The sequence below is a fragment of the Candidatus Cloacimonadota bacterium genome (genome assembly GCA_021734245.1).
Taxonomy (GTDB): Bacteria; Cloacimonadota; Cloacimonadia; order Cloacimonadales; family TCS61; genus B137-G9.
The window spans coordinates 13,521-36,408 of record JAIPJH010000019.1; the positions used below are offsets into that span (position 1 = coordinate 13,521).

The 22,888-nt window shown below is 35.1% G+C and carries 17 protein-coding genes; 8 read left to right on the forward strand and 9 right to left on the reverse strand.

The features are described from left to right. Positions 1 to 39: 39 nt before the first annotated feature. Positions 40 to 906, reverse strand: a complete 867-nt coding sequence (locus tag K9N40_04660; protein MCF7813750.1) for a hypothetical protein — start codon at positions 904 to 906, stop codon at positions 40 to 42. 299 nt (positions 907 to 1,205) lie between these two features. On the opposite strand from K9N40_04660, the gene K9N40_04665 reads away from it, so the two are divergent. From K9N40_04665 to cysS, 7 genes are all read left to right on the forward strand, one after another. After that, positions 1,206 to 2,096 (forward strand): M28 family peptidase, encoded by an 891-nt coding sequence (locus K9N40_04665; protein MCF7813751.1) that lies wholly within the window; start codon positions 1,206 to 1,208, stop codon positions 2,094 to 2,096. Next, a complete protein-coding gene (locus tag K9N40_04670) occupies positions 2,093 to 2,698 on the forward strand; it encodes a ComEA family DNA-binding protein (GenBank protein MCF7813752.1) in 606 nt (201 codons plus the stop codon). The genes K9N40_04665 and K9N40_04670 overlap by 4 nt, the downstream gene beginning before the upstream one ends. Positions 2,699 to 2,721: 23 nt before the next feature. Beyond that, complete coding sequence (locus K9N40_04675; GenBank protein MCF7813753.1) at positions 2,722 to 5,130, forward strand: hypothetical protein; 2,409 nt, start codon at positions 2,722 to 2,724, stop codon at positions 5,128 to 5,130. A 138-nt stretch (positions 5,131 to 5,268) separates the two neighbouring features. Next, positions 5,269 to 5,799: a 16S rRNA (guanine(966)-N(2))-methyltransferase RsmD gene (rsmD, locus tag K9N40_04680; GenBank protein ID MCF7813754.1), complete on the forward strand. Its 531-nt coding sequence runs from the start codon at positions 5,269 to 5,271 to the stop codon at positions 5,797 to 5,799. Positions 5,800 to 5,846: 47 nt separating this feature from the next. Then, on the forward strand, positions 5,847 to 6,125 hold the full coding sequence (locus K9N40_04685; protein MCF7813755.1) for a BrnT family toxin: 279 nt from the start codon (positions 5,847 to 5,849) through the stop codon (positions 6,123 to 6,125). After that, positions 6,122 to 6,394, forward strand: a complete 273-nt coding sequence (locus K9N40_04690) for an antitoxin (protein MCF7813756.1) — start codon at positions 6,122 to 6,124, stop codon at positions 6,392 to 6,394. Before K9N40_04685 ends, K9N40_04690 begins: the two co-directional genes overlap by 4 nt. After that, positions 6,391 to 7,764, forward strand: a complete 1,374-nt coding sequence (gene cysS, locus K9N40_04695; GenBank protein ID MCF7813757.1) for a cysteine--tRNA ligase — start codon at positions 6,391 to 6,393, stop codon at positions 7,762 to 7,764. Before K9N40_04690 ends, cysS begins: the two co-directional genes overlap by 4 nt. 63 nt (positions 7,765 to 7,827) lie before the next feature. Here the strand turns inward: cysS and K9N40_04700 are convergent, their stop codons facing one another. The 8 genes from K9N40_04700 to K9N40_04735 form a co-directional block, all read right to left on the reverse strand. Then, entirely contained in the window at positions 7,828 to 8,730 is a 903-nt protein-coding gene (locus K9N40_04700) for a nucleotidyl transferase AbiEii/AbiGii toxin family protein (protein MCF7813758.1), read from the reverse strand. A gap of 1 nt (position 8,731) precedes the next feature. After that, positions 8,732 to 9,322 (reverse strand): type IV toxin-antitoxin system AbiEi family antitoxin domain-containing protein, encoded by a 591-nt coding sequence (locus K9N40_04705; protein ID MCF7813759.1) that lies wholly within the window; start codon positions 9,320 to 9,322, stop codon positions 8,732 to 8,734. A 478-nt stretch (positions 9,323 to 9,800) separates the two neighbouring features. Then, on the reverse strand, positions 9,801 to 11,039 hold the full coding sequence (locus K9N40_04710) for a M48 family metallopeptidase (protein MCF7813760.1): 1,239 nt from the start codon (positions 11,037 to 11,039) through the stop codon (positions 9,801 to 9,803). 86 nt (positions 11,040 to 11,125) lie between these two features. Further along, a complete protein-coding gene (locus K9N40_04715) occupies positions 11,126 to 11,524 on the reverse strand; it encodes a TerB family tellurite resistance protein (GenBank protein ID MCF7813761.1) in 399 nt (132 codons plus the stop codon). 133 nt (positions 11,525 to 11,657) lie between these two features. Continuing rightward, positions 11,658 to 12,263, reverse strand: coding sequence for an ankyrin repeat domain-containing protein (locus K9N40_04720; GenBank protein ID MCF7813762.1), 606 nt, complete (start codon positions 12,261 to 12,263; stop codon positions 11,658 to 11,660). A gap of 522 nt (positions 12,264 to 12,785) precedes the next feature. Then, the gene (locus K9N40_04725; protein ID MCF7813763.1) at positions 12,786 to 14,018 is read right to left on the reverse strand and encodes an AAA family ATPase; all 1,233 of its coding nucleotides are present in this window, start codon (positions 14,016 to 14,018) and stop codon (positions 12,786 to 12,788) included. A 190-nt stretch (positions 14,019 to 14,208) separates the two neighbouring features. Beyond that, positions 14,209 to 20,202, reverse strand: a complete 5,994-nt coding sequence (locus tag K9N40_04730) for a T9SS type A sorting domain-containing protein (protein MCF7813764.1) — start codon at positions 20,200 to 20,202, stop codon at positions 14,209 to 14,211. A 63-nt stretch (positions 20,203 to 20,265) separates the two neighbouring features. Next, on the reverse strand, positions 20,266 to 20,577 hold the full coding sequence (locus K9N40_04735; GenBank protein ID MCF7813765.1) for a response regulator: 312 nt from the start codon (positions 20,575 to 20,577) through the stop codon (positions 20,266 to 20,268). Between the two features lie 566 nt (positions 20,578 to 21,143). Between K9N40_04735 and K9N40_04740 the strand changes: the two genes are divergently transcribed. Further along, the gene (locus K9N40_04740) at positions 21,144 to 22,763 is read left to right on the forward strand and encodes a hypothetical protein (protein MCF7813766.1); all 1,620 of its coding nucleotides are present in this window, start codon (positions 21,144 to 21,146) and stop codon (positions 22,761 to 22,763) included. The last annotated feature ends 125 nt before the right edge of the window (positions 22,764 to 22,888 follow it).

Genomic DNA, 22,888 nt, shown 5'->3' on the forward strand with positions numbered 1-22,888 from the left:
CCGATGCCTTTTCATCTATTTATGGGGAGGGGATTTTGCTTATTTTAACATAACCATTTTCTTAACACTTGTATAACGTCCACCTTCCGGTGCAACTTCCGAAAAACGTGAAAAATAGATGCCGCTGGAAACCTGATTTCCGTAATTATCAGTACCATTCCAGATCACCTGATGATAACCGGCAGATTGTTCTGCATCTACCAGGCTTTTGATCAGCTGACCTTTTGAGTTATAAATATTTAATTCTACCTTGGTATCTTGCGAAAGATCGTAGCTGATCGTGGTGGTGGGATTGAAAGGATTGGGAAAATTACTTAAATTTGAAACCGCTGCTGTTAAAATCTCAGCAGCAGCCACAGTTTGATAGGGAGTTTGAGCTGCCTGTAAAATCTCCCGGTTATTCCAATTTTGAATGATGGCAACAGCATGCAGATCTTCCAGATTCCAGTCCGGCTGCATATCAACTGAAAGCTGAGCAGTGTAAACAGCTGTTTCACCACTGTTAAAAATCGTTACATCCTGCTCATCCGATTTTGCCACTACCAGGTAGTACCAGGGATTTTCTTCACTGTACTCTTTCCAGTTAGTAATCACAAAAAATATTTTATTTGTAGTCGTAGGAAGGCTGTTTTCCAGATTTACTTCCGCAGTTACTGTAAAATCTTCAGGGCGAATATGCTCAAAATCTAAATTTATATCAAAATCACTTTCCAGAACCACAATATCATCATAAGCTTGTTGAAAATAAACATTACAGCAGTCCCAGCCTTCATATACATGAGTTCCACCAATTATACCGGTGGGATAGACCGCAGCCTGGTAATAAGCAAATCTGTCAGCAGCTCCGGGAGATAATTCATGATCGTACAAACTCCAGCTGAGAGGAATCACATAATTATTTGTCATATTAATGTAATTCAATGCACTACGTGCAAGGCCGTCCACTCCTCAGCAGCCGGGATCACTTGTGAAAACTTCGCCCACCACATAACGCTGGGCAGCAAAGAGTGTAAAACTGGCCAAAATCAGCAGGATCAGCAAATATTTTCTCATGAATTCTCCTTTATATTTTTGCTAGTAATTGATGCAATTTGCATTCCCAACTCAGAGAAAGTTTTCAAAAAATTTAATTATTATATATTTAAAACTCAATTGACAGAATATTTATTGGTATTTTTTTGTATAAATTGATTGAGGTAGGTAATATGTTCAGATTAATGATCATAATTCTGGTAGTTTTCACAATCTCAGCCTGCGGTTCAAAGGTTCCGGTCTTCGACCAGGAAAATGCTTTTGAGATCCTGCAGCAGCAGTGTGATCTGGGACCGCGATATCCGGGTTCTGCCGAGATAGAACTCTGTCGTGATCTGATCATTAATAAATTAAGCTCAACCAGCGCCCTGGTTGAAGAGCAGCCTTTTGAAACAACACAATTGGACAGCGTGATGCAGGGCGTGAATATCATTGCCCGTTTCTATCCCCGCCTGAGCCGCAGGATTCTGCTGGCAGCTCATTACGATACCAGGCCCTGGGCTGATAAAGAGGAAGATCCCAGTCTGCACAAGCAACCGATCAGCGGTGCCAATGATGCTGCTTCCGGGGTGGCTGTACTTTTGGAACTGGGCAGGATCTTTGATCAATATCCACCACAGCAGTTCGGTATCGATCTGGTCTTTTTCGACCTGGAAGATATGGGCAGATACAATAACAATGAAACCTGGTGCCTGGGTTCAACCTATTTTGCTGAAAATTACAAAGATGAATTTCCTGAAAAAGCGATTGTAGTAGATATGATCGGAGATGCAGATCTGGTTATAGATATGGAATATCTTTCCTATCACAATTCTCCGCTTCTGGTAAAAGAGGTTTGGGAAACTGCTCAGGATCTGGGTTTTAGCGAGTTCCAGACCAGAATAACCAAACGCATCTATGATGATCATGTTCCCTTGCTGAAAGCTGGATTTAAGGCCATCGTTATTATTGATTTTGAATATCCCTACTGGCATACTCTGGAAGATACTCCCGATAAATGTTCACCCTCTTCTCTCTATGTGGTCGGCCAAACCCTATTAGAGCTGATCTACCAGGAAAAATGATAAAATTACTTGATAATTTACTGACCGAAAATGAGCAGAAGATCCTGCTGTTTCTAGTCGCTTTCGCTTTTCTTGGCCTGGTGGTCGGTGATACCTTCCTGGTTGCAGATCAGCCTGCGGAAGAAGTGGAAGAAGTTGATTTCGGCACTGATTATGCAGTAAAATATGACCTACTTACAGCCAGTAAAGAGGAACTTATCACTATACCAGGTATAGGAGAAAAACGAGCAAATGATATTTTGAATTATCGCCACGAAGTTGGATTTTTAAACAAATCCGATCTTTTGAATGTGAAGGGAATTGGCAAGGCTACTTATCTCAAGATCGAGCCTTATTTTAATGATCTGGGAAATTCAGAAATAGCAGCAGAAACATCACAACCCTCTCAAGCACAGAAAGAAGAAAAAATAAACATAAATTGCGCCAGCCTGGATGAACTGACCCGGCTGCCCGGTATCGGCCCGGCCAAGGCGGAAAGGATCCTGGCCCTGCGCCGGGAATTAGGAAATTTTTCCAACAAAGACCAGCTGCTGCAGGTAAAAGGAATTGGTGCCAAGACTTTGGAAAAGATGCGTGATATGATAATCTTGGAAGATCGCTAAAATGGAAGTATTGGAGTTTAAATATGCCCGACCAGCTTAATCCGACAATTACTCTGGCAGAACTTTATGAAAGCCAGGATCAGCTGCTGGATGCACTGATGGTTTACCAGAAACTTTTACACCGCAAGCCTTCTACGGAACTGGAAGAGAAGATCCTGGATCTGAAAAAGAAGATATTTGCTGATGATGAGATGCAGTACAATCCTGTCATTGAACAGGTTTTCAGCCAGGAAGAACGTCTGAAGTTCAATATCCTGCCACACTCCTGCTACAAGAATTTCAAATCATCGCTCAAGCAGCCCAAACTGGATTCCATGGACGATCTTGAAGAGGTGGAATCCGATCCTGTTATCAGCGCCGAATACAACAAAGAACTGGATAAGGTCTTCAGGGAATTTGAACAGGAACATAAAGATGTACTTGTTTCCCAACCTGTTGATGAAGATCTGGATAAGGAGTCATCGGAAATATTTACGGAAGATCTTGCCGAGCAGCCCCGGCAAACTGAGCAGCAGGAAGAATCGACTGCCATGCCACCAGCCGAAGAAACAGAATCTGAAAAGAAACCTGAAATCAGAGAGGAAGATGATTTCTTTAATATTCCTTTTGAAGATCTGGCTCAAACCTTCAGGAAAGATCAGCAGAAAGCAGAAACTTTATCGGAACATCCCCAGAAGACTGCAGATACCAAGCAAGAACAACTTGCAGAAGCAGACCGGTCAACCCAGGAAAAACCTGAAAAGAAAAATACGCCAGCAAAGGAACATACAGAAACAGCTGAAGAACCTTGGCAAGAAACTGAAGAAATAACCGAATCTTCCCAGCAGGAAAAGGAACAGAAAATCACCAGACCTGCAGAAGAAAAATCAGCAGTTACAACTTCTGAAAAAGAAATAGACCAGGATGAACTTCAGGCTCAGGCGACTGAAGATAAGATCAAGCAGATCACAAAAAATAAAGAGCCTGAACCTATCAAGCTTGAAGAAAAGATCGAAGATGAGATCTTCATCAGCACTGATCTGCAGGATGAAGTTTCCGAAAAACTCACTGTTGAAAAAGTAGATGATATCTTACAGACTGAAAAAACAGAAGAAAAACTGAAAGATAGAGAAACGGTCGCTGAAAAAACTTCACCCACAGAATCAGAAGAAAGAGAATTCCAGGCTGCTGCTTCACCTCAAGAGGACAGCAGCGATCTAAGTTTTGAACCCGCCGATAAGGTTGCAGAAGAGCTGACAACAGAAGAAGCTGAAACGAAAAAGGAAATGAAATTTCCCCAGCGGGAAAATATGGAAGGGCTTAGTTTTGAAGAAATGATGGCCAGGCTGGATGAAGAACAGGATACAGAAACAACAGAAAAGCCAGAGGAAATTTCTGAAGAAGTTGAGAAGCCTTCCCCACCTGAGACCAAAAAGGCAAAGCAAGATATAGAACCTGCAGCAGAAACAGAAGAAGCTCCGGATCAAAGTAAGAGTGTCGCCACAAAATTGAAGAATAATCTACCCTTTGAATATACCGAAGATGATATCAGCTTAAAAGAACTGGAAGCAGAACTTAAGGCTGAATTTCAGAAAACCAGGAAGCTGAAACTGAAAGAAAAGGAAGAACCTTCTGTAATTAAAGATATTTCCCAAACAGATATCGAACCCATCTTATCCGAGGAAGATAAATCTGATGATAAAACGGTTGAACAAAAGACTGAGATTACGCCGGAAGTTCTGGAAAAAATCCTCGCTTCCAACAAAAGTAATCAAATTGAAGACGAAATCAAACCTGTCACTTATGAAAAAAGTGCTGATAAAGATGATCTTCTGGCCGGATTTGAGCAGGTTGAAAAAGAAAAAGAAGAACCTGTTATCAAGCAACAGAAACAAGCCGATTCTGACCAACTGGATGATCTGGAATTTTCACCAGATTCCACTGCGGAAGATACTTTAGAAGATATTAAAGAAGCTAAACCGTCAACATCTGAAGATATTAAACAAGATAAAACATCAGCACCTGATCTGGAAGACCTCAGTTTTGATCTGAGCAGCCAGGAGGAAGAAGAGGATATCCAGAAAAAACCTGCTTCCCAGAAGCCGGATCTGGGAGATTTGGATAAACCGTTTGAAGAAATTGCGGTAGAAACAGCTGCAAAACCGGAAAAAATAGATAAGCCAGAAGCCAGCGATCTGGAAAAAGATTTTGCTGAAATTTCCTCTGAAAAAGACAGTAAAGAAGATCAACAGAAAGCTGAACCTGAGACCGAAAAACGCTTTTCCGAATATGTGCCTGGTGCCAATAAGTCTGATGATGAATTTTTCAGTAATTCCTTTGATGATATTATCAAGCAGTCCAATGAAATAATCCGTCACAAGGATCTCGGATTTAAGGCTGACGATGTAATAAAAAAAGACAAAAAAGAAAAGAATGACAAAGAAAAACAATAAAAAGAACGAGATCAACAAATTATGTGATCGCTGTGAGAGAAGCTGTAAACAGACAGCTGCCACGATCCTTCTCTCCTGTCCCAATTTTGTAAAGAAACCCAAGCAGATGGAATTTAAATTTTCCTACTCCAAAGAATAATGAGAATAATAACAGGTAAATATAAAAAAAGCAATCTCTTTGCAGTGCCCGGTTTCACGGCCAGGCCGACCACCGATTTTACGCGGGAAGTCATCTTCACGGTGCTAAATTCCTGCCAGAATCTGCAGGTTCTGGATATTTACGCCGGCAGCGGCTCGTTAGGATTGGAAGCTCTCAGTCGTGGAGCCAGATTCGTGGATTTTGTGGATTTTTCAGAAAAATCCATTCGAACCATGATCAAGAATGTGCACAAACTTGGTTGCAAGCTGGATTGCAAGATCCATCGCAAAAAAGTCAGTGCCTTTTTGAAAAGCTGTGACAAGAAATTTGACATTATCCTGATGGATCCGCCTTATGACCGCATGCTGGTAAATAAAACAATCAAACAGATTTTTGACAATGAGCTTCTGGCAGAAAACGGCAGGCTGGTGATCGAACATTCCAGCCGGGAAAAGATAGATCCGATCTGGCAGGACAAGATCGATTATCAGCGAGATAGCAAGAAAACTCAGATCACAATTATAAAATAAATTCCCTCATTTGTTGACAAAGAGCACACAATGTACATTTTTGGCACATGAAGTATTATAATTGGGACAATGAAAAGAATCGGATTTTAAAAGAAGATAGAAATATTTCTTTTGAAGAAATAATTTTTCAAATTTTGAATGATGGTTTGATAGAAATTATTGAACATACTAATAATGAGAAGTATGCTGGTCAGAAAATTTATATTGTTAAGCACAAAGATTATGTTTATTTAGTACCTTTTGTAGAAAGAGATAATGAGTTGTTTTTGAAAACAATATTTCCCAGTAGGAAATATACAAAGAAGTATTTAGGAGATAGCAAATGACTAAATTAAATAAAGAAGAAATGGAAATTCTCCAATCAATTGAAAATGGTGACTGGAATAGAGTAAAAAATTTAGATAATGAGAAGAAGAAAGCCAAGAAATATGCTGAAGCTACATTTAAAAAGGATAAAAGGATTAATATCAGGATCTCGGAAAAAGATCTCGCATCTATACAAATGAAAGCTTTAGAAGAAGGTCTTCCCTATCAAACTCTAATTGCAAGTATTTTACATAAATACATTACAGGTAGGTTAGTAGGTAGAAAATGAAAATTTATAATACATTAACACGTAAGAAAGAAGAATTTGTGCCGGTTACTCCTGGCAAAGTTAAGATATATCTCTGTGGTCCGACAGTTTATAATTACTTCCATATTGGCAACGGACGTACGTTTCTGTTTTTTGATGTTGTGCGAAAATATTTTTCTTACAAAGGTTATGATGTAACCTATGTACAAAATATCACAGACATTGATGATAAATTGATCGAGCAATCCCAAAAGGAAAACGTGCCGGTTGCCAGGATCGCTGAAAAATATATTAAAGCTTTTCTGGCTGATACTTCAGCTATCGGAATTTCTCCGGCCGATCACAATCCCAGAGCTACTGAATATATTGGCCAGATGATCGGAATGATCAAGGAATTGGAAGAAAAGGGATTTGCCTACGAAGCAGGTGGCGATGTTTATTATTCTATCGAAGCAGATAAAACTTATGGCGAGCTTTCCGGCAAGAAGATCGCAGATCTGCAGGCTGGAGCGCGCGTGGAAGCCAATACCCAGAAAAAACATCCGGGAGATTTTACCTTGTGGAAAAAAGCCAAACCGGGCGAACCTAAATGGAAGAGTCCCTGGGGCGAAGGACGTCCTGGCTGGCACACCGAATGTGTGGTGATGTCCCGCAAACTTCTGGGAGAAACTTTCGATATTCACGGCGGCGCTATCGATCTGATCTTCCCGCATCACGAAAATGAGATTGCTCAAGCCCGTGGTTCTGGCGGCTGCATTCACGCCAAATACTGGATGCATGGCGGATTTTTGAATATTACCGGGGAAAAGATGTCCAAAAGCCTGGATAACTTTTTCCTGACCCGCGACGTGCTGAAAAAATATGATGCGGAAGCGATCCGTTTCTTCTTTCTTTCCAAACATTATCGCAGTTCCATAGATTACAATGAAGTTATCCTCAAGGAATCCGAGCAGGCTGTGAAGAATTTTTATAATGCCTTGAAAAGAATTGATTATTTATCATTCAAAGATGAAACACCCGAATATAATGAAGATCAGCAAAAGATGAAAGAAACTTTCATTAATGCGATGGATGATGATTTTAATACAGCAATTGCCATTTCTGTTCTGTTCGAAGCTGCCAGGAAAACCAGAAATTCAGATGATAAGAATTATGCTCATCTGCTGGTGGAGCTGGGCAGTGTTCTGGGCTTTTTCTCAGATTTAGAAAGTAAGCTAAAAGATAATGTTGATTCCATCTCAAACGATCTGATCCAGCTCTTGATCGATTATCGCAACAGGTTTAAAAAGGATAAGAACTGGGCTATGGCAGATGCAATTCGAGATGATCTGAAGAAGTTGGGAATTCAGCTTAAAGATACAGCAAATGGCACTGAATGGGAGATTAAGTAGGATCATACTTCATTTTTGAGATGATCATAAAATCATCTTATCTACACTCAAAATTAAAAGTATTTACTCCAACCATTTTAATTGATAACAATCCCATGACTTAATTTTTTCTTCAGATAATGCCGGTTCAATAAATAACTGAATAAAATCGAGACAATCTCTAAACTCAATATCTAATTCAATATTGTTTTTCAGTTGAAATGCTTTCCATTGTTTATTTTTTTCGAGATTTTGCTTAAAATCATTTGAAAAGATAATGGACTTTTCTTTAAGTTCAGTATTACGATTTGAAAAGGTTGTGTTAATTGCTTCTGATAAGATTTTAGAGTTAAAGGAGAAATTATGCGCCATATGGTAGATATCATAAAAATCTTTCATTCTACTGTTGGCATAACCAAGCTTTACCATTGCTTCGAATTTCTCTGCAATTGCAGTTTCTGGAGTATAAGCAACAAGAGTAGGAACTGGCATGTCTGCAAGTAAAACTGGAAACTCTAACATTATCGGTTCTGGTACAATTTGGTCTCCGAAACCGATATCAAAGTGAAACCTTGATCTGGCCTGTTCAAGAGTAGCTTCGCAATGTATTCGCACACCTTTATATTCTGCCTTTTCAGTTATATCTTCTGCTGTAATTTTTCTAATATCAAATTGAACTCCATCATCAACTTCTATACTTAGTATCTCTTTCATAGTTTTGGTGAGGTTTTCTTTTGTATTGTCGGTATTCATTCCCAGGAAATCAATATCTTTTGTAAGACGTGTAGGTGGTAAGTCATAAATAAGGAAAAGCAATGCTCCCTTTAAAATAAAATTCAATTTATAAGAAGAAATTGATAGCCTGTATAACATTCTCTCTTGAAAATATTGTAACAATACTGCATTGAAGTTTCTGCTATTTTCTTTAGCAATTCTCAACAGTCTTGCTCTTGCAGATGCAGCTATGTTTTTAGTTTGTTTTGTCATTCTATACCATTGCTTTTATATATGGATGGAGAATTGTTTTAACTTTGCATCTAATGGCATAATCCCAGAGTTTATTTATGTTAGCGCTTTCTTTTCCCAGGTAATTTTTCAGTCCTTCCAGGGCAATATCTTCGCCCAGTTTATTGCGATAACGAAACAGATCACAGATCGTTTTTTCGGCATTGTAGATCTTAAAGTTACCAGATACCACTTGAACTTCATCAATGCCAAGATTGTATAGTGATTCGGAAAAATAATACACTTTGATGGGTGGATATTCAAGTTTAAATTTATCAGTATTCATGGGAACAGCAACAGATATTACACTTGGATTGATTGTTGATAGCTCATAATATGCAATTGCAGATGTAAGGCAAATTACAGCGCTGTCTTTGGCTTGGGAAATACCGATAAAACTGCTGTTTTCATCCCAGGGATAATCAACCAGCTTATAAAGACCAGGTTTAACTTTTTCGACAATTCTGTTTTCTACAGCCTGGGCAATCTTCCTGGTATGAATACCCTGGTTTTTTAGCTCTTTCATCCTGGCATAACCATGATTAGCTTCAAAGATCTGTTTCAGTTTTTCCACTTTCACCTCTTGGCTCGTTATCAAGGTAATTAAAGCCTATCTACCTTGCAAAAGTACCAATTCAATAATTATGATGTTTTTGTAAAGCGATTTTATTTATAATAAGGAATTGTGACTCACATGATATTTCTAAAAACTGAAAATTCAACTAAAAAAACTCAAGTGGAGCTGAATGGGAGATGGAGTAGAATTTAACTACTGATGAACGCGGAATTGTGTTAAACGAATTGGTTTAAGCAGATATTTTTCTATGTTTCGTAAAAAATACCCAGGTAATTTATGGGTTTTGGAAAAAATATCTATCCTGATAATACTCAGCTGTAATATCGATTTTGATTAATCTGGGTGTATGATTCTTTTATGCGCTTCAAAAAGATAAGAACTGGGCCATGGCAGAATCTATTCGAGATGATTTCAAGAACCTAAAAATTCAGAGTACCTTTCCGAAACTTTCTTGCGCAGAATTTCAGCAGTAAACTCAAAAAAGTTTGGGAATAAATATTTTATGGATAGATTCAGCTATAAGTTGAGCGATTTCCTTCTCATTAAAAGAAAAATATTCTCTTCCAATTTTAAACAACAATTCTATCTCAATATTTAAAATTTCGTTATCTGAAAGTGCCAACTGGATTAGAAAATTAAACATTCCGTATCTTTCCGAAGGACTCCTGGTCAGAAGTTCTTTAGTGGAATTTTCAAAGATCTCGATGACCTTACCCGAATCTACAACATCTTTCAAAATATCCTGCGGAAAGAGTGTATAATTTGCCAGTGTATTGATGATCTCACTGTATTCTTTCTCACTAATATTTTCATCGACATTTGCCAGTATAAAACCGGCTGAAGCAACATAATACATGCGGTGTCGAGCCAATTCGGAATCTGATAACATGACAAAATTTCCTAGAACATTTTGGATCTTGGCTTCCAGTTTTTCATCTGGTTCGTCCTGACCAAAACTGAGACGTTCCAATAAATTTGATTCACTGAATATTTTCATCGCTTCCAGTCGAAGCGGATTGATTGGGTGAGTAGAAGAATTCAGGAAAGAGCTGTTAGCAAATTTTTCCAGAATTATGGCATTTTGTTTAAGATATTCTTCGTAGTTGAATTTAATCCGGTCGATTGAGATTCCTGCGGCAAGTACAAAAAAGCTGGAAACAACTTTTTCCAGATTTGGTGAAGCTATGAAACCGAATCTGTCGGCACTGAGCTCAGATAAGCGCTGCCAGAAATTTATTTTATTTTTAATAATAAAAGGTATGCTGTTTGGATCAGGAAAGACAACCCGTATTATGCGCCAGATATCAGCATTTTTGCTAATAAGGTGCCCAATTTCATGGCCGATCACAAACTTTAATTCAGCATCATCCAGTTTCTCGATCAATCCTGAGTTAAAGGCAATGATGTGTTTTTGATCTTCTTCCAAACGTGGTATGGAAACAGCATTGATTTCAGGCTGATTGCTGATGTAAAAATCTGTTTCTTCTGAAAATTGCAATTTTTTTAAAACAGACTGACAGAGATTATACAACCTGGGAGATAACTCTTTTGAGATCTTAAAATGATGACCATCAAAGATCTTCTTATAAATATTCTCGTTATCTTCAATCTGAGCCATTTTCAAGATTTTCGTGATGATCTGGCCTTGCAGCAATGAGCTAAGTTCGTCTCCAAATTGCTTTTCTAATTTCAATCTTATTGCATTATATTTCACAATATCTCCCAGTAAAATTTTAATTTCTTTGTTAAACAAAAGTCCCATTCGAATGGGACTTTATATTATTTAGTAGTTATTATAGCTTATACTTTATAATCTACTTCAAAAATCTCGGCAATAGTATTTATCCATACTTTTTCATTTTCGTGGAAATTATTATCGGCAAGAGCAATCTTCACAAGATCTTCCAAGACAAATTTCAAAGCTTCTGGTTTAATATTATATTTACACATATCGGCTAATTTTGCCACATTATCTGCTACTGTTTTAACGCCTTTTTGAGTATAATCCTCTACGAACAAATTATGCGCTTTTACAATCTCATCAATAACAACATCTTTAGGATCATCTGGAAACCATTCAGTGATCGATTTTCCAATTGTACTTTTTTCTTCATCACTCAGAACTTCATCTGTGGCTCCAGCCATAGCAACGTAAATATAGGCCAACATACCCGCTTTTGTCCATTGTCGTTCGCTCATTATTCCTCCAATTTTTCATTTTAACTTTCCCGATTTTATCTTCAAGTTGGTTTTAGTCAAGAAAAACAAAAAAACTCCCTCGATTAGAATATCAAAGGGAGTTTTAATAAAAAGCTTAATTTTCTTTATTCATTTAACTTGAAGTATTCAACAAATCACTTTCTTCGCAATTGAATTCAGAATTTCCAATTGCCTTGTGCTCAAGCAGCAGATCATAAATATCACTATCGTTGAAGGCACGTTTGATCAGTTTAGCGTAATCCAGAGGAGTGCAGCCATTATTATTAACCCAGTTGATTAGAATTCCCTGGGAAATAAGATATTTTGAGATTTCATATCTGTTCTGAATTACAGTATGATGCAGATAATTCCAGCCATTTTTATCTAAAGTGTTCACATCAGTTCCTGAACAAAGTAGTTTTTTTACATCTTTTAAAGAATTATTATTGATCGCATCGACAATATATCTATTTTGGGGTTGAAGGCTGTATTTGAATTCATCTTTAAACAGATGACTTCGAAGTAAATTTATCATATTTGTAATTGTGAAATATTTGTTTTCATCAACTTCTCTGGCTGCTATATAACGGAGGATATCTTTACCAACATCTTCATTTTCTTCAATCTGGATCTTTTCAGTGATGATCTCTTTGAACTTTTCATGATCATCTCTCTCAATTACATCAGTCATTAGTTTTTTGTCGACAACATCTCCATCAGCACAAATAAAAAAAGTCATAATATCTCCAAATTCAAATCAAGTTTTTCTTCAAGTTTCTACCTGCAATATTTCAAATTTCTTTAAATGGGTCAATACTTTTCTTCAGATTAGTTGATGGTCGAATCAAAAAATATCAATAACTTTGGAATGATATTATTGATAACTTGTTTAATTCTTAAAAAAAACTCCCCCGCTGATTGATTCAGAGAGGGAGAGATTCTTTTTAAGACAATTAGCTTTTTTGGTTCGTAAAGCTTCAGCGAATTTGATACCTCAACGAATTTTGTTTTGATCTGCCAATATAATAGCCTTTCCGACAGCTTCTATGGAGAATTCCTGAGTAAGCTGTCGGAAAGGCATAATTTTACTTCAACATTATCATTTTGTTTGTTTTATAGTAGCTCGGTTTTTTAGCTGATAGAAATAAACTCCCGAGGCCTTTGGAAAAGCATCCCATATGAATGTGTGATAGCCTGCTTGATATTATTGAGAGAGAACTTTCAAACCCAGAAGAGAGTGTAAAAGATTTTGCCTAAACTTCTAATACAAAAATCCTACCAAATATAAAGGAATTACATTGGCGAATCCATCCAATTGATCGTCTCTGAAAATATACCCATTTTCTATATCAATAATCTGTTTACGTGTTTTGCTTCTGCCACCGATTTCCACTTCAATAATGTGTTTTGGTTTAAGTTCGATGGAATAATCTACTAACTGGGAAGAATAGATAGGATAATCACCTTTGATCTGAGAAACAAAAAAAGCTTCCCGCAGATTTCCAATTTCAACTTCATGTTTCCAAAGTTCGTTGCTGACCGCAAAATAGAGATTAGGATTTGATAGAAAAATCCTGGAATTCTTTAATGATCGAATAGATGCAGATTTACGTTTTACAATATTGATAAGATCAGATCGAGACAGTAAATCAAAGAAGCTATACAAGATCTCTTTGGGAATATCCAACTCACTGCAAATCGAACCAATATTAATGGTGGGAATCCTGGAAATTGCCAGATAAGCAATGAGTTTCTTCAGCGTTATCTGTGAAGTGCTACGAATATCTTTTAAAGCAGGTACATCTTCGTAAATTGTTTTATCGAGCAAGTTATGCAGTGTTAATTGATATTCATCCTCACTCATAATGTCAAAGAAAGGATAATACCCGAACTGCATATATTCTTTGAAATGCTGCAAAATCTTAGGACTCAATTTTTGCAATTCTGAGCTGATTTTAAGGTGATCCAAAAGCAATTCTTCCAGCCTAAACGATGAAAATTTCACTTTATATTTCATTCCTAAAAACTCTCTAAAGGAAAGACCTTCCAAATTATAGATTAAAGTTCTACGGGAAAGATCACCTTTTTGATTCAAGATATTTAACTTCGAACTCCCCAGCAAAATTATCTTTTTGTCTGGATGCGCATCATACAATGCTTTTGCTTCCATTGCCCAATTTGCTTGTTTATGCACTTCATCAATTATTACTGCATCACCATAAAACTTAAAATACTCATTTGCAGTATCATAGATGCCATTTCGGAGGACTAGCGGATTATCTGCTGAAATATAGAGGCACCTATCTACTGAACCATATTCTTCTTTTAAGTGCTGAAGTACTAGTGTTGTTTTTCCTGTTCCACGAGCACCGGTTATTGTTATCATTCTACTATCCCAGTTGATTGTCGAGTAAAGATAGCGTTTGAAACCGAGTGTAACATGGGAAATCAATTTTTTCTGGATGGAAAACAGTTCATTAAGTTCGATTTTCATGCAACCTCCTATCACCGAGGGCAATCTAATTTAGACAATTTAAATTGTCAATATTTAGTTATTCAGACATTTTGAATTGACGGAATTAGTGAATTATGACAGACGAGATTGTCGTTTTATGTTGTTTGTGTTGAATATGAAACTCCCCCAATGAAGAATTTCAGAGGGGGAGTTTTATAGAAATATGATCCTATTTCAAAAGTATCATCTTTCTCATCTTATCAAAATTATCTGTTTTCATGCGATAGAAATAGATTCCGGAAGAAACAGATTCATTCTTTTCATTCCTGCCATTCCAGACCACTGAATGTTGACCTGCCGTAAACTCTTTGCTGACAAGCTGTTTCACTTTTTGTCCTTTGATGTTGTAAATTTCTATTTGAACCTTAGAATCTGATTTCAAACTAAAATTAATTGTAGTTGTTGGATTGAAAGGATTAGGGAAATTCTTATATAACTTTGTAACCATGGGAATTATATTAGAACCTGATCCTACTGTATCATATACATGAACATTCCATTCGAAATATAACTCATTATCAGAAGAACTAAAATTATCATCAACGTCTAAGGAGACTAAATAATCCTCTTCTCCAGACTGCCAATCAGTAAGAAATGTATATGAATTTTCTACTGAAACTTCAACTCCATCCAACTGCCAAATATAATCTAAATTATTACCATCTGGATCATAAGCACTTACAAAGAAATTCAAGCTATCTCCTTCATCGATATCCTGATCTATTGTCTGCCAAATTCCACCTGTACTATCAGCGTAGGACAAAGAATCTACAACAATATTCTGATCGACATCATTTACAATTATTTCCCATTCATAAAATAGATTGTTCCTATTTGTTTTATTCCTTGATGTTGTACTAAAATTATCTGTTATATCCAACGTCACATTAAAAGGAGAATTTATAGAAGACAAAGCCCCCAAATAATCTGTAGCAAAACAGTAAATAGAATCCGAAGTCATTTCTACTCCATCCAATCTCCAACAATATTCCAATGTGTTGTCGTCTGGGTCGTATGCATTAATGAAAAAATAAAGTGTATCATTCTCATTAATATTTTGATCAATAGTTTGCCAAACACCACTGGTACTATCTGCATAAGAAAGATCATTAACAACAATCGGTTGATCTACATCAATTACTTCAACGTTCCAGGTGTAGTTTAAAATATTATCTGACGGACAACTATCTCGTTTCAAACCATCTAATACTCCGAAGTTATCGGTTACTTCCAAATTCACGATATAGTTTCCCGCAGATGTGTAATCTGTTGTGAAAATATAAGTTGAATCAATAGAAACTTCAGATCCATCCAATAACCAACTGTATTCCAATTGATTTCCATCTGGATCGTAGCCACTAAAAGTGAATCCCATACTTTCATTTTCATAAATCGTTAAGCTGTCTGCAACTGGCAGAACTTCATTTACTACGATTTCATCGTCCACACTAATTGCTGTTATCGGTACAGTCTCGGAAGTCATTGACCTGGTAGAACGATTATTTAAATTTCTGGCATTTCTATCCATTACAACAAAATCATCAATTGAAAATGTAACATCCTCAGTTCCATGCCAATTGGGAATATTCGATGAGAATGTCAGATACCACCCATTTTTGACAATCTGTATTGTATCGTTTCCAGTCCAGGTTAAACAAGAATCTACAAGTGTATTGTCGACATCGAAAACATAATTTGAAAAATCAAATGTTGCTGTACTGTCTTCATAAAATTCCAAATTGGGAAATACGAAATAAGGTGGATCATTGATCGGTTCAATGAAGTCAGTTATTATCACAGATGAAACCGGATTTCCACTGTTATCTTGAGCTGATAATTGATAACTTAAAGTTTGTCCTTGTAGAGAATCCCAGGTTACTGTAGGTTCTGGAATAAAAAAGGAGTATATATCATTACCCAAATAATCCATATCTTGATAAGCACTGAATGGTTCATAGTTCTCTCCACGTTGATAACTTAATTGTGGATAGTTCTGTACACCAGCATAACCCAAATCGACTATTGTCGCTCTAACTTCAACATCCCCAATTACATCTTCATTTACATCTGAAGGCATATGAAAGATATTTGAAATTACAGGTGATAAATTATCAATTACTGGATAAGAATATTCTATTGAATTTCCGATATTATTCACTCCATCCATAGCCTCTATATAAAAATAAATTTCAGGTTCATTCTGTGGAGGGATTACCGTTTCATATTCATTTCCAGTTGTGTTTTGCATAGATAGTACATAATCTGAATTATTTATATGACTTTTTCTTAACTTCGTATCAAGATTGAAAGGGACAATATCATAATATAGGAATGCATTTAAAATACCACTCTGATCCGTCATTTCGATTGTAATATACACTGAATCAGTAATTGTTATATTTGATGGTTGGATATCTAAACTAGAAAAAGTTGGATAATCGAAAGTCTCGAAACTTGTCGCATTATTTTCAAATGTAGTATTGTTATTGTTATCTGATGATGTAATATCAATGAAGTATGTTATTTCAGAAAGTGTTGAAGTTTCTATAATTCGAGTAAATATATTGTCATTTGGTGTTACATCCCCATTTGTTCCGTCATCATACATGTTTAATGGTTGGCTAAATGTACTATCAGGGTTATGTACAATACATTGCACAGTAGAATTATTTACACCTGTCCAGCCATCAACAATGTACGCTGTTAAGATAGTTGAATTACCTATTTCCGGGTTAGTATCGCTTAATTGAATATTTGTGATATTAGGTGGTTCCTGATCAGTTAAACGAGTTACATGTAAAATATTTTCAGATGGATTTGTATAAATATCCTGGGCTTGGTAGGTAATAGTATTTGAACCTTCAACAAGTGAAACATTGTGTGCAAATGTGTTTCCTGTAAAGTTAATATCAATCCAACTGCCATTATTAACATTATATTTAAGCCACGATACACCATTATCGTCATTAATTAGACCATTTACTGGTATACTTTGCTGTTGTGTTGAACTGCTATCAGATGGAGAAGTTACAGAAATTGAAGGTCCTTCATGATCCCATGGAGAAAAAATCTTTAATCGCTCGTCTTCTTCAACTATTCCAAATAAATTACCATCAGGTGACCATCTGATATCAAAGATTGGAACATTATCGTTTTGTTCATAATAACATATTTGAGTTCCATTTTGCGTATCCCATAAAACTACTTTTTCCGATTCGTCAGAACTTAAAAGGTATCTAGAACTCCCTGGCATCCATTCTAAAGAAAATATATACCATGAACTTAAATCACTTAAAAAATTTCCGTTCGAATCATAAATTTTGATTCTATCATCCTCATTATCTGAAATAGCTATTCTGCTTCCATCATCGGAAATTGAGACAGTGTACGTGATTTCTATTTCTTGCGGATGTGGATCTATATCAAATTGATGATATCCATTATTATTCCAAAAACTTACGATGCCATCATGGTTGTTATAATCCTCATAACAAATTGCCATTAAATTTGATGTTACCGAAACATCTTTAGGTCTCCAAGAAGTATCTTTTAAAGAATTCATAGACATTGTTGACGAACCTGAATAAGTTAATATTGATGAGCTAAAACCACTTGATGTAGTACCATCTCCTGCAAGGATCTGATTGTTGTTTATCCATTCAAAATCACCTTGGCAGTAATCTAAGGATGGATTAATATTATCTCTCCTTGTTATTAGATTGCCATTATTAATATTATATAATCGAATATAATCTTCATCACTTTCTAATGAGGAAAACGCTATTCTGGAACCATCTGGAGAAACACGAACAATTTCAATTTCTGCATCATCTCGATAGACAACCGAATTGTTAATAACCTGTCTCTGAGAAATGGAATAAGATGCAATATTTTCGTCATCTCGATTATAATAAATTATGTCAGGATCAACTGGTGACCAATCAAATGATTTTATGTAATCATGATGATTAATTTGTATAAAGGAATTTAATTGATAAGGTGGAGATACAAAGATAACATCAAATTGCTCATATTCCAAACTATTACCGACTTCTACTAACACAGTGCATAGCCCTTGATTAGTAAAACTTATCTCAGCAAATACTTTCCCATGACTGTCAGTTTGTGTGTTTATAGTTTGTTGGTTATTTGAAAATAAACCCATATTTGTTGTCACTATTACATTTACATTTGATGCTTCATCACCATCACTTTCATATACCCTTATATATAGTTCATAAGTAGCTGAGCTTGTTGTTCCGAAAAGATAATTGGGGTATATTAACATGATATAATCCTCTAAAGGTTCAGGAATAATTTCAATATCTTCATCAACGTAATTTGATGTATTTAAATGGTCAAGAGCTGTTATTTCTACCCAACCTGGATCTAAAGGAAAATAATCTACAGCAGCTACTCCATTTGCATTTGTATAAACAGGATTGCTTGCTTGATATACCCCCAAAGTTGGATTTTGTATAAACCTGATAGGATAGTTTGCTAAAGTTGGATTTAAAGTAGCATATATTGTAGCCATTTCTCCTTCTATCAATGGATTCATTGAAAAACTTAGAGACATTCCATTTCCTGTTTGCTGTTCAACTTCGAAACTCATTTCACCTACAGTAGGAAATCTTAAAAACTGACCGGAAGCATAGCCTTCATAGTGAAAATTATAATTACCAATAGCAAATGATTGTGAATATGAAAAATCTACACCATTACTCCAATTTCCTGTACCACTCATAGGATAAGTATTATTTTCTACATGTAATTCAATATAGTCTGGTGCTTGATTACCAGGGTCTGTATATGTTACTAAAAAATTAAAATTTGTGTTAGGGTTACCATTTTCAGGAGTAATTGAGCCATTAGATAAAATTGGTGTACTTGCAAGATTAATTGAGAAATGACCACAATCATCCTCGTCAACTATATCAAAACAAGCGTTACTACCAAGAGTTTGTGCAGAACCTTCTACAATATAGTCGTCAAGAAATCCTAAATTATCGATGATATTATGACCTTGTAATCCACTGCTCATAATTGCAATATAATCACCTTCTTGAACATAATGTGTGCCACTTGCTGCTAAAATGGAATTGTTTCCATCACTATAAAAAAGTTCAACTGTTACGTTATCATTTTCAAGCATTACAAAGCTCATCCCAAATTTGATAAATTCATAATTATTAAAATTTACTTGAACTTGATTATATTGACTATCCTCCTCATAACTCCATGTATTACAGGCAATAACGTTTCCATCGCTTACAATCTGATCACCAAATTGAATTAAATAATCATTAATTGCTACTGCACATGAATCAGTGATAGAATCAAGTGCTGTAGGTTGATCTAAAAATAAATCTATATAATTTTGAGGATTATAGTAATCCAAATAAGTCCAATTTGCAAAGGGACCTAACATGTTAGTTACAACATCATCTATTAGATCTTCAACAATTGTTCCAAAACCTGGTGTGGTTATCAGGTTATTCAGAAATGACGCTGCTCCAGCCATTGGTCCACCGATCATCAAAGCAACAATATCTAAACCACCAGCTACAAAACCATAAGCAAACCCTGATACTAATGCAGTTACATATTCGTCTGTTGGAATGTTAAAAGGATTTCCATTATATTGATACAATAATCCTATCGCTTCGACGGCTGAATGAACAGCACCAGAAATTACCATATAAACTAAAACGCTACCAATAACAGAACGATCATCTTCTGGAAACAAATTACTGAATTTATAATAATCAAAAGAATTATCTGAAAACATAAAGTCTTTATGTAATGCATCTTGAATGGGTATTGTATTAATTGACATTAAGTAATGATAATTTTCATTTTCCGACAGGTTTAAATTTGGTGTTTTATTTGATATTATATCTAAGTTATTTATTGCAAGAATGTTACCTATGTCATAGTTCTCAAAGTTAGTCTCTAATGCATAATTCAATTCGATTATAAATTTGTTTTTAACATCTTCACCAAAATTCTCAGATATTGAGTTCAAAAAATAGTTATTAGATAGAATTTCATCCACCATTGATGAGATTGATAACTCGTTAACTTTCACATTTGTTTCTGTGTTGCACCAAACTGAATTTGTTAACATAAAAATAACAATGCATAATAACAACTTCCTCATTTTCTTCCTCCACGTTAGATCACGGCGTAGTTCTGAGAATCGGAACGAAGCCGGATTTTTTTTTTATTTTATCGGTTTTTTCAAGAATCCCACATTCAATTTCCTAGCCTGCTTTTCTACCAGCTCATGGTTAAAATGAGATGTCAGTATAATATCAGTTTCCAGTCTTTTCTTAAGATGTTGAACAATCCAGATCCCATTCAGGTCGGGCAGGTCATTGGAAATAACAATCAGATCATAATCGTTTTTGTTGATCAGGTAGAAAGCATTTTCTCCGCTGTCTGCAGCATCAAACTGGCTAAAAGAATTCTGGAAATGCTGCCTGATCATTTCCTGATCTGATTTCTTGTTTTCAACTATTAATATTTTCTTCATACCAGTTTGTATGAACAATTCCTGTGCCAAAGTAGAAGATCCTCATTATAAGCAGGTTTAAGAAAAATTTTCTGTTTTGGAAGTGCTCATTTGTCCAAAAATATAGACAGAATTGTCTATGAAATCCGACAAATGAATACAAACTTCGGAATGTGGCTCGATCTATCGAAGCTCTTCCGAATGTTTATTTTCCGTCATCCTGAGGAATTCTTACACAGAAAGTTGACGAAGGATAGGCGGTTCGATGTTTCGTCAAAATAGCAAGAAGAATTCCTCAACATGACGCTATTCTTTAGTCATTGCGAGTTGTTCTTCTTGCATTTCTACTGCGCCTGCCAGGTGAATTCCGTGATATTTCATTTGGAAGCAATCTACACATAATCCAACAACACGAGATTGCTTCACCTAATGGTTCGCAATGACAACCGAATTCAATTTTCACAAAAAACAAACCTTATTTGGCATCAAAAATGCAGAATTAAATTGACGTGGAAATTTAAAATGCATTCTTTGAAATGATAGCATATAATTATTCAAGGAAGTAGAATGTGAATATTGGGGAAAAAATGGATAAGTTTGAAATAATTTGTACTATAATTATAATTGTTATAATTCTTTCAGTTATTTTGGTTCCTGAATTAAACTTATTTAAAAATGAATATAATCTGCAAAAAAGCTTCTGTGCTGAAAACATAGCTCAATATTCTGTCTTAAAATCCGGAAAAGTATTCGATTTGTATTTGGCACATAAAGGAGATCAACGATGTACTGATCTATATCTTATTAATCTCGATGGCAGTCATATGAATCAATTGGAAATACAAGAATTCTCTTTATATTGCACAACTGTTGATGATTACTTTAAAAGCTTTTATGATGAGGAAGAAAATAAAATATATACCTTAGCTACAAAAAATAGAGCTGATTATTATCTCTTGGAATTCGACACTGAAGATACCTTAATTAATCATAAGTTTTACTTTTTATACCATGATGATCTCTATGATAAACTTCAAAACAAATCAATCGAAATAACAGGCATAAATTTCACAGGTTTCAATACAAGTGAATCTTTACCAGATTCCGTTAAAGTCATTAAAGAAAATAACAATTGTAAAATCATTATGAAGAAATCTCTTTTTAGAGAATTACTAAAAAAATCTCATTTGAATTTTTGCAACTTTCCTTTAAGTAAGCGAATCAGCAAATTGATTGGCACAAATCTAAAATGTGAATTCATTCCTGAGAATCTATTTGAGTTAATACATTTCTTCTCTCGAAATAGTTATTATGGAAATCATCGTTTGAATAATTCAAAAAAAATGAATACGGGCTTTTTAATTGGAGATATTTTAGCAAGAATCGATATTAATGATGATGGAACAAAAGAATTCCTTATTCAAATTTCAGGCGATAGATGGTTGCCATCCAAACTTGTTTGCTTTGATAAAAAGCAAAATAAAATACTTTGGGAACGAGATTTCTGTGGATTTATAAAAAACTTTAAATTAATTGATATTAACCATGACAATAAGAAAGAAATAGTAGCATCAACTTATGCACCAAGAAATCAAACTCCTATTGATTATTTCGAAAAAGATTACTTTAATTCCACTTTATATAGCAGTTTGTTTATTCTCAATCAAAATGGTAGATTAATACAAAGCAACAATGAACCTTTAATTGTACATTCGGAACAAGGATATTATTTTCATAAATTCATAAAACTTCCGAATAAGAAGGAAATTATATTCGGTCTTTCCTCGAAACATGATAATTCCACAAAAAATCTTGAATTGTGGAATCTGGAAAAGAATGAAATTTCTGAATTAGCAATTGACTATAATAACTTGTTGTCTATCGATATTGAAAAAAAAGATATTATTATTATTGATAGAATCAAAGATGCAATTGAAAGAAAAAGATATTCTTCCAACTATAAATTAGTAGATAAAAAAATATATAATACAGAATCTCAACAAGATTTCGAATATCATTTAGGAGAAATTGATGGAACAAAAGTTTCTTTATCTAGTTATCCAAATATTCTTTTAGATGATAGTTTAAAAAAACTTGTAGAAATTGATGAATTTATGCATCAACCTAAAATAATAAATAATAAACTTTTTTTTATAAGAAAGGACGATCATTTATCAACCTTGATGAAAATTGAAGGCTCTTTTTAGTTTTAAATGGGTAAATAGCATTTATTGATCAACCTGAAATCAAGTTTTCCGAGTAAAAGGAAGATAATAGTTTTAAAACAATCAAAAGTTTTAAATCCTCTTGCCTTTGCTTTAGCAGCCTGAAC